This is a genomic window from Methylobacterium sp. AC315, from assembly GCF_979253755.1.
The window spans coordinates 1-8,163 of the sequence record NZ_CEEDEA010000046.1; the positions used below are offsets into that span (position 1 = coordinate 1).

The 8,163-nt window shown below is 62.4% G+C and carries 6 protein-coding genes, 1 tRNA gene and 2 pseudogenes; 6 read left to right on the top strand and 3 right to left on the bottom strand.

From position 1 onward, the window contains the following. Positions 1-259 precede the first annotated feature (259 nt). The 4 genes and pseudogenes from tnpC (AC0IY0_RS28395) to tnpC (AC0IY0_RS28410) all read left to right on the top strand — a co-directional run. Positions 260-955: pseudogene (gene tnpC, locus AC0IY0_RS28395) on the top strand (IS66 family transposase); the annotation flags it as partial. A 108-nt stretch (positions 956-1,063) separates the two neighbouring features. Further along, positions 1,064-1,477: a transposase gene (locus AC0IY0_RS28400; protein ID WP_147941957.1), complete on the top strand. Its 414-nt coding sequence runs from the start codon at positions 1,064-1,066 to the stop codon at positions 1,475-1,477. Then, positions 1,474-1,821: an IS66 family insertion sequence element accessory protein TnpB gene (tnpB, locus tag AC0IY0_RS28405; protein WP_091928781.1), complete on the top strand. Its 348-nt coding sequence runs from the start codon at positions 1,474-1,476 to the stop codon at positions 1,819-1,821. The genes AC0IY0_RS28400 and tnpB overlap by 4 nt, the downstream gene beginning before the upstream one ends. Before the next feature lie 111 nt (positions 1,822-1,932). Next, a complete protein-coding gene (tnpC, locus tag AC0IY0_RS28410; protein ID WP_471766412.1) occupies positions 1,933-3,540 on the top strand; it encodes an IS66 family transposase in 1,608 nt (535 codons plus the stop codon). Positions 3,541-3,668: 128 nt separating this feature from the next. On the opposite strand, the gene tnpC (AC0IY0_RS28415) is transcribed toward tnpC (AC0IY0_RS28410), so the two are convergent. After that, the gene (gene tnpC, locus AC0IY0_RS28415) at positions 3,669-4,949 is read right to left on the bottom strand and encodes an IS66 family transposase (RefSeq protein ID WP_471766414.1); all 1,281 of its coding nucleotides are present in this window, start codon (positions 4,947-4,949) and stop codon (positions 3,669-3,671) included. Positions 4,950-5,169: 220 nt separating this feature from the next. Between tnpC (AC0IY0_RS28415) and AC0IY0_RS28420 the strand changes: the two are divergent. Then, positions 5,170-5,685: pseudogene (locus AC0IY0_RS28420) on the top strand (IS66 family transposase); the annotation flags it as partial. A 21-nt stretch (positions 5,686-5,706) separates the two neighbouring features. On the opposite strand, the gene AC0IY0_RS28425 reads toward AC0IY0_RS28420, so the two are convergent. Next, positions 5,707-5,937, bottom strand: a complete 231-nt coding sequence (locus AC0IY0_RS28425; RefSeq protein ID WP_471766416.1) for a DUF6429 family protein — start codon at positions 5,935-5,937, stop codon at positions 5,707-5,709. A gap of 171 nt (positions 5,938-6,108) precedes the next feature. On the opposite strand from AC0IY0_RS28425, the gene AC0IY0_RS28430 reads away from it, so the two are divergent. Next, positions 6,109-6,184, top strand: a tRNA-Ile gene (locus AC0IY0_RS28430). A 386-nt stretch (positions 6,185-6,570) separates the two neighbouring features. On the opposite strand, the gene AC0IY0_RS28435 is transcribed toward AC0IY0_RS28430, so the two are convergent. After that, positions 6,571-7,407, bottom strand: a complete 837-nt coding sequence (locus tag AC0IY0_RS28435) for a hypothetical protein (protein ID WP_471766418.1) — start codon at positions 7,405-7,407, stop codon at positions 6,571-6,573. Positions 7,408-8,163 lie beyond the last annotated feature (756 nt).

Here is an 8,163-nt window from a genome sequence, read left to right on the forward strand (position 1 = left end):
CGCCAATACCTGCTGTGCACCCGCACTGACGCCCGCCCGCAGACCCGACAGCAGGCTTGGGCTGCCGTGGTTCGGGCAGTGATCAGCAACCCGGAGGTGTCCAGCGTCAGACCATCGACGTGCAGGCCGTCCGGGACCGACGGCACCGACGGGTTCGAGATCGGCATAGCGCTGCCCTCGGGCCACCACGTGAACCAACGCCCGAATCATCCCGCAGCACCGAAATTGCGGATGAACCAATGTTCAACGCTGTTTGACAGACAGCACCGCTTGCCCATGCTGCGCGGGTGCCCCGCACCGGATCGGCGAGGACGTCTCTGAGCGTCTCGACGTGGTGCCGGCTAAAGTACGGGTGCTGGTGATCCGCCGCCCGCGCTACGCTTGCCGCGCCTGCGGGGACGCGGTCGTGCAGGCCCCGGCACCGGCGCGGCTGATCGAGGGCGGCCTACCCACCGACGCTCTCGTCGCGCAGGTGCTCGTCTCCAAATATGCCGACCACCTTCCGCTGTATCGACAGGCGCAGATCTTCGCCCGCCAGGGCGTCAGCCTCGACCGCTCGACGCTGGCCGACTGGGTGGGTCGGGCCGCCTTCCTGCTCCGGCCCGTGCACGCGCGGCTGCTGGAGATGCTCAAGCGCTCGGGCAAGCTGTTTGCCGACGAGACCACGGCACCGGTGCTCGATCCGGGCCGCGGCCGCACCAAGACCGGCCAGCTTTGGGCGTATGCGCGCGACGACCGACCCTGGGGCGGGACCGATCCGCCCGGCGTCGCCTACGTCTACGCCCCCGACCGCACGGCCGGACGAGCGATCGCGCATCTCAGTGGATTTGCAGGCGTGCTCCAGGTCGACGGCTATGCGGCCTATGAGAGCTTGGCCAAGGGCGGCGCAGTGCGGCTAGCCTACTGCTGGAGCCATGTGCGTCGGCAATTCTATGACCTCGCCGCCGCCTCGCCGATCGGTGCGCATCCGGCGAAGGCCGCCTTGTTTGGAGGTTTATCGGCGTCCAGCTTTTCGGTGATCTGATCCGGCATCGGTGCTGGCATCGGTGCTGGAGATGCTCGGATGGACGATGCGACCTACGTCCGGCGCCGCCGCTGGAGTCCTCAAGAGAAGCGCGCTGTCGTGACGGAGTCCGTGACCAGCGGCAACGTGATCGCGACGGCCAAGCGCCACGGCATCCAGGCGCAGCAGATCTATCGCTGGCGTGAACGGCTGGAGGCGCGGCCGGCCTGTGGCGCTTTCCTGGCTGTGGCGGTCGCGTCGGATCCAGGGCCGTCCAGTCCGGCACCGCTGTCGGCACCGGTGCCGGCATCGCTGCTGGATGACACGAGCAGGGATCGGGATCCGACATCGCGGCCGGAGCGGTCGCCGCGGGTTGAGATCGTGCTGTCCGCCGGGCGCCGGATCATCGTCGAAGGCGGCGTCGAGGTCGACGCGGTGCTTGCGTTGGCGCGGGGCCTTGAGGGCTTTCGATGATCCCGGTTCCGCTTGGGGTGAAGGTCTGGCTTGCCACTGGCCACACCGATATGCGGAAGGGGTTCGCCTCACTGGCGCTGTTGGCGCAGGAGGTGTTGAAGCGTGATCCGCTCGGCGGCCACGTCTTTTGCTTCCGCGGGCGCCGGGGCGATCTCTTGAAGGTAATCTGGCACGACGGGCAGGCGGCGAGCCTCTACGTGCGACGGCTTGAGAAGGGCCGCTTCCTATGGCCCTCGCCAGCCGACGGGGTCGTCGCGATCACGCCCGCACAGATGGGTTATCTGCTCTCCGGGATCGACTGGCGCAATCCGGTGGAGACCTGGCGTCCGACGGTGATCGGATAGGCCTTTTTGCTTGCGTTTGCAGGAGGATGTGATTCCCTCACCGTCGTGAGCGCCGCCCCTTCATCGCCGACTTCGCCCTCGCTTCCCGCCAATCTGGCGGCGGCTCATGCGATGATCCTCAGCGAGCGCCAGGCCAGGATCGAGGCACAGACTGCAGCGTCCCACGCCGTCGCCGAAGCGCTGAAGGCAAAGGCCGCGGCGTCCTCCACCGAAGCGATGATCGCCCACCTCAAGCTGATGATCCAGAAGCTCAGGCGCGAGCTCTACGGCCAGCGATCGGAGCGCACGGCGCGGCTCATCGACCAAATGGAACTGCAGCTTGAGGAGCTGGAGGCCAAGGCTACGGAGGACGAACTCTCGGCAGAGGCTGCGGCGCTGCAGGCCTCGTTGCCGGCTCCGGCGCTACGCCGCCGTCCATCACGCAAGGCGTTCCCGGAACATCTTCCGCGCGAGCGGGTCGTGATCGCAGCGCCTTCGTCGTGCCCGTGCTGCGGCTCCATGAAGCTGTCGAAGCTCGGCGAGGACGTCACCGAGACCCTGGAGGTGATCCCACGCCAGTGGAAGGTGATCCAGACGGTCCGGGAGAAGTTCACCTGCCGCGCGTGCGAGGCCATCTCGCAACCGCCGGCGCCCTTCCATGTGACCCCACGCGGCTTCGTCGGGCCGAACCTGCTGGCCATGGTGCTGTTTGAGAAGTTCGGTCAACATCAACCACTGAACCGCCAAAGCGAGCGCTACGGCCGCGAAGGCATCGAACTCTCCGTCTCGACGCTCGCCGACCAGGTTGGCGCGGCAACGGCAGCGCTGGCGCCGTTGCATGAGCGGATCGCCAGGCACGTGATGACGGCCGAAAGGCTGCACGCCGACGACACCACAGTGCCGATCCTGGCCAAAGGCAAAACCGATACGGGCCGGATCTGGACCTATGTCCGCGACGACAGGCCCTTTGGCGGCGCCGATCCGCCGGCGGCGCTCTACTTCGCCTCGCGCGACCGGCGGCACGAGCATCCGGACGCGCACCTCGCGGCGTGGTCCGGCATCCTCCAGGCCGACGCCTATGGCGGCTACAACGGGCTCTATGATCCCGCGCGTCCGAGCGGACGGGTCACGTCGGCGCTGTGTTGGTCCCATGCCCGTCGCGGCTTCTTCGAACTCGCCGACATCGCCGCGAGCGCGCAGCGTAGCCCTGGCGCTGCGCCTGTGTCACCGATCGCCCTGGAGGCGGTTACGCGCATCGACGTGCTCTTCGCCATCGAGCGCGAGATCAACGGTCTGAGCGCCGACGCGCGTCGCCAGGTCCGACAGGAGCGGAGCCGCCCGCTCGTCGAGGACCTGCGCACCTGGCTTGGTGAGCAGCGCGTCAGGCTCTCGCGCTCGGCGACCGTCGCCAAGCCGATCGACTATATGCTCAGGCGCTGGGACAGGTTTACCTCATTCCTCGACGACGGGCGGGTTTGCCTCACGAATAATGCCGCCGAGCGGGCGCTCAGAGGTTTTGCCCTCGGTCGAAAAGCATGGCTGTTTGCAGGCTCCAGCCGCGGCGCCGAGCGTGCCGCCGCCATGGCGACGCTGATCCAGACGGCAAGGCTTAACGATGTCGACCCACAGGTCTGGCTCGCCGACGTGCTGGCCCGCATCGCCGGGCATCCGATCCATCGACTCGACGACCTGCTGCCGTGGAACTGGTCCCCGCCGTCGACCACGGCAATCGCAGCCTGACGATGCACATCAACAAGGTCCATGCCGTCAGGACCTTGGCGCTCGTCGCAAGGGAGCTCGGCGAAGATGCGGACTGGCTCGCCGATATCGCTACCGATCGTAATTACCCACGCCATTGATGGCTGGTTTCAGGCGCCGATGGTCTTGAGAATGGTGCCGAAGGGACTGCGGCCTGCGAGGCGCGCGGTATCGACGACGGTGCGGATGTCGGCCTCGCCCTCGGCGGCCCACATCGCGCGGTAGCCGTTGGTCATCTTCCGCTGGATCACGGCCGGGCGCAGCAGCCGCTCGGAGCCGTTGTTGGTCGGCTCGACCGGACCGGGATGGGCGAGGAACACCAAGAGCTGATCGCGAGCCCGTCTGATCTTGGCCTGGAGGGCTCGGGTCAGGTCGCAGCCGCTCGGTGTGGCGAGGATGGCGCCGAGCTGTCGATCCAGGCTCCGGCGCTTGGCGGCCAGCGTCGAGGTGGCCAAGTCGGTGACGTGCTCGGCTAGGGTGAACACGGAGTGCAGCCAGAGCTGCAGCCGCCAGGGCACGGGGTCGTCGCTCACCTCGACGACATAGGCGACGTCCCGGGCGAGATGGGCGAGGCAAGTCTGGTGCGCAGCCGCGTGGCCCTGCTGTGCGGTGTAGCGATCCGAGATCCACACCGCGGGCCGGTGGCCGTCCATCATCTTCCGCACCACGATGGCGCCCCGCGTCGGCGAGGCCGTGTGCACCACCGCGTCGGCCGCGTGGAACACCCAGTGGTAGGCGTTGCTGCCCTCGATCCGGACGCCCGTCTCGTCAGAGGCGACCACTGCGGCCCGGCGCAGGGCGGACACGGCGGCCTCGCGACCGGAGCGGAAGCGCCTTTGCGCGCGCTGAAGCAGGTTCATCAGCCCGCCCTGGCTGAGGGTGAGACCGAACAGGTTCGACAAGGCCGCCTGCAACCGCTCGTAGGACAGCGCCTGAAAGGTCTTGAGATACGTCGCCACCGCATGCAGCCGCGGGCCGAACGGCGTGCCACGCGCCGCCTCCGGCACCGGCGCGACCACCCGCGTCCCGCAGGTCGGGCACTGCACGACCAGTCGCCGATGGTGAGTGATGATCGGCGCCACCTCCGGCAACTCGATCCGCTCGGAGACACTCACGATCTCGGCAGGGAGGGCCCCGTGCAGGGCGCCACTGCAGCACAAGCAGCGGTCGGGACGATGCTCGACGACCGCGTCGGGATCGTCGCTGATCGCCCGGCTATGGCCTTCGTGCCCGGGCTTGGCCCCGCCGGGTTTGGATTGCTCCCGCCGCTCCTTGCGGTCAGTCGCTGGCGGCTTCGAGGAGGTGCGCGAGGTTTTGTCCGGACGCTGCAGCCGCAGCACCAGTTCGATCAACTCCTCGCGGCTCAGCCGCTCAAGATCGGTACGAACCATCCCACGAGGGAATCAGCGAAACCCAACCCGCGCAAGGGGGTGGGTAATTACCGCTACCGATCTGGAGCCCGAAGACGGGCTGATCTGGGTCTACGATCCGCAGTACCCTGACGGAACCATGGCCTTCTCAGACTTTGGTATCGAAAGTCTCCGTAACCTCATCGAAGTCCACCGCAGCGCGCCGAAATAGGACCCCCGCGGCCCACGCCGGATGAATACGCCGATCGCGACGGAGACGCTCGCCCGCATCGCCGTGCTCTACCGGATCGAGGCCGAGATCCGCGGGCGTCCGGCCGAGGAGCGACGGGCGGCCCGTCACGAGCGAAGCCGGCCGGTGGTCGAGGCGCTGGAGGCGTGGTTGCGGGAGAAGCTCGGCCTCTTGAGCCGCAAGAGCAACCTGGCGGATGCGATCCGCTACGCCCTGAGCCGCTGGGCGGGGCTGAGCCTGTTCCTCGATGACGGGCGCGTGGAGATCGACTCCAACACCGTCGAGCGCGCGATCCGGCCTCTGACTTTGAATCGGAAGAATGCCTTGTTTGCTGGTTCGGACGGCGGCGGCGAGCACTGGGCGGCGATCGCCTCGTTGGTCGAGACCTGTAAGCTCATCGGCGTCGAGCCGCAGGCCTACCTCACTGACGTCATCACCCGCATCGTCGAGGGGCATCCGCAGCGGCGCCTCGACGAGCTTCTGCCCTGGGCCTACCCGAGCACACCCACGCTCCAAGCGGTCGCCTGAGGGCGCTCCGGCTCTGGCGCGTCAGTCGGGCCGTGTGAACAGGGTCCGGAACAGCGCCTCGGACTGGCGCAATCCCTCGTCGGTCAGCACCACCGACTTGGCGCGTCCGACCGGATCGGCGATGAGCCCCTTGGCATGGAGACGGCCAAGCGCAGCCCAATCAAAGCCCATCCAGGCCCGACGCCCGTCGTGGAGCGTCAGCCACAGAAGGGGGAGTACCGCCTCGTCGATGCGCTCCTCGTCGACCGCCATCTGAGCAGATTAGCACGCCGCGCTCAAACCGGGCGTGATGCCAGCCGATCGGTTACGGACGACCAAGAGGACGGCGATAAGGCGGAGGCGGCTGAGTAAGGCCGCTCGCCCCGTCTCCTACCAATGACACGCGAATTGCGCCTGCGGGCCAGCGATGGCTATGCGGGCGCAGGGCCTGTAGCTCAATGGTTAGAGCTGACCGCTCATAACGGTCTGGTTGCAGGTTCGAGTCCTGCCGGGCCCACCACTCCATCCCCGCCTCGTGGAAAAGCGCTGAAGGCGGAGCGGTGCAAGTTTCAGGCTGCGCTGTTGGATTTCAAAGCCAGAGGTTGGTTGTTCATGGCTTCCTGACCTTCGAAGCATCGGCAGAATGGCCGCATCAAACTGCCTCGCATTTTTACTGACGATTGAAAACCTGAATTGTAACTGCGAAGCCACTTAATGCCGCTGGCACTTCTTTAATAATTCCTTCATAACTCTTAATTCTTTGAAGCTCAGCGAATCTATCAGGTCTAATCCCGTCCACGCCAATCACTACTAATCCTTTGTCAGACAGTAAATCTAGTATCGAACTGACATCGATTTTGCGCTTACCGCTATTTATCTCTGATGGATTGACCGAAACTTCATAAATTACTTCGCCATTAGATAGTAAAAAAAGATACTCCAAGGCTCAACCGTCGGACTCTCAAATTTAAGTTCGATCGCATCGTCTCGAATTGTAAAATTAGAGTTTCGAATTTCAAGCCCATACATGTCTGATGTTAAATCCTTCAGCAGCTTTACAAGCCCGCATTGAGTATTATGTAGCAATGACAACGAAATAGAAGCTTCTCGATTTGTGTTAAAAATAAAGTAATCATCGAATTTTTTTAATTCATTTATCGAATTTGAGACGGCGCGAAAATGGAATTCTCTTTTAAAATTATCTTTACGCAGAATTTGGCAAGGCTGTTCATTCATTATCCTCACTAGGTCAGACACCTGCTTGAGGTCTGGCGGCGGCTTTGGTTGCGGCAAATTCGGGAGAGAGGAAGCTTCTTCAATCAATCCAAATATTGAGCAGATTGTGTACTCAGACTCGCTCGATGAGAAATGGAATTCGAATTTGAGTTTGCTATTTCTGGCGCGCTCAAGAAAACCAGTAGAACAAGGACATGGGTTTTCTGAGTTTGGTGATTTATGTTCTTTTATATAAATTTCTTTCCCAATTTGATTGCCGAAGTTTTCGGATACCTCGACGCGAGCCCTATTGTATTCGCTGAAATATTTAATTTTAATAATACTCCCCTGAAGTGAACCGGCGAATTTGTATCGTTCTTCGACAAATTCTTCTTTGGATACTATTCGCGGACTACAAGCTTGCGCTGCTGTTATGGACGAGACAATCACAATTGATGCTATAAGCATTTTCGGTAAATCAATTTTTCGCAATTCAAACTCCGTATCGAAGGCAAAATGTTTCCGCATTGATAGTAATCTGATCGCCTATCAGCCCTGTTTGTGTAGAGACTGTCAAGAAAGCGGTGTTGCTCCATCGCATATAAAAATTCGATTTTGTTGCGGGTGCCTGCCCTTGTCGGCATCCATCGCTACTCGTCGGCTGCATGGCTCAGTTCTCGGCGTACTCAGCAGAAAGCGGCATGTTGCTAAATACGCTATTCCACCGCATCCTCCAGTTATCCTAACTGCGTGCGATCGAGCTTGAAATGCCCCTCCGAAAAGCCGGCAGGTATTGGATTGAAGGTGGATCGTTCTGGAAATCGATCCGCCTCCTCGCGCTTGGCGTTGCGGCAATTGCTTTAGGAAGATCACTGGCAGCATTTACAAATTGGCTCAATACGCCATTAAGCCCTATTGTTGCTCAGAAATCGGAAATTCAGTTGCCTAAAAATATGTCCATAAGCACAAATGATCGCTACGGACTAGATCACCGCGCCTGCCGTCCAATGTTTCCAGAGCCCATTGCTCATAGAACATTCTGCGATCGCTCTCCCCAGTCCACGCCGGCCTCTTCAGAAGCTAGTCAGCCTTGATTTAGACGCCAGGCGTCGAAGCCCTACTCCGCCTTCGCCATTTGCCGCCCGTGGTTCTGCACCACGTGGCGGATGCGGTTGCGGCCAGTGAGATCGATGACCTCCCCCGCCAGTGATCGTCCCCCTTTGAAGTGGTCCGCCCTGAAGTATGGCTTTTGAGCCGACAGAGGACGGAACCGATGGCCCAACG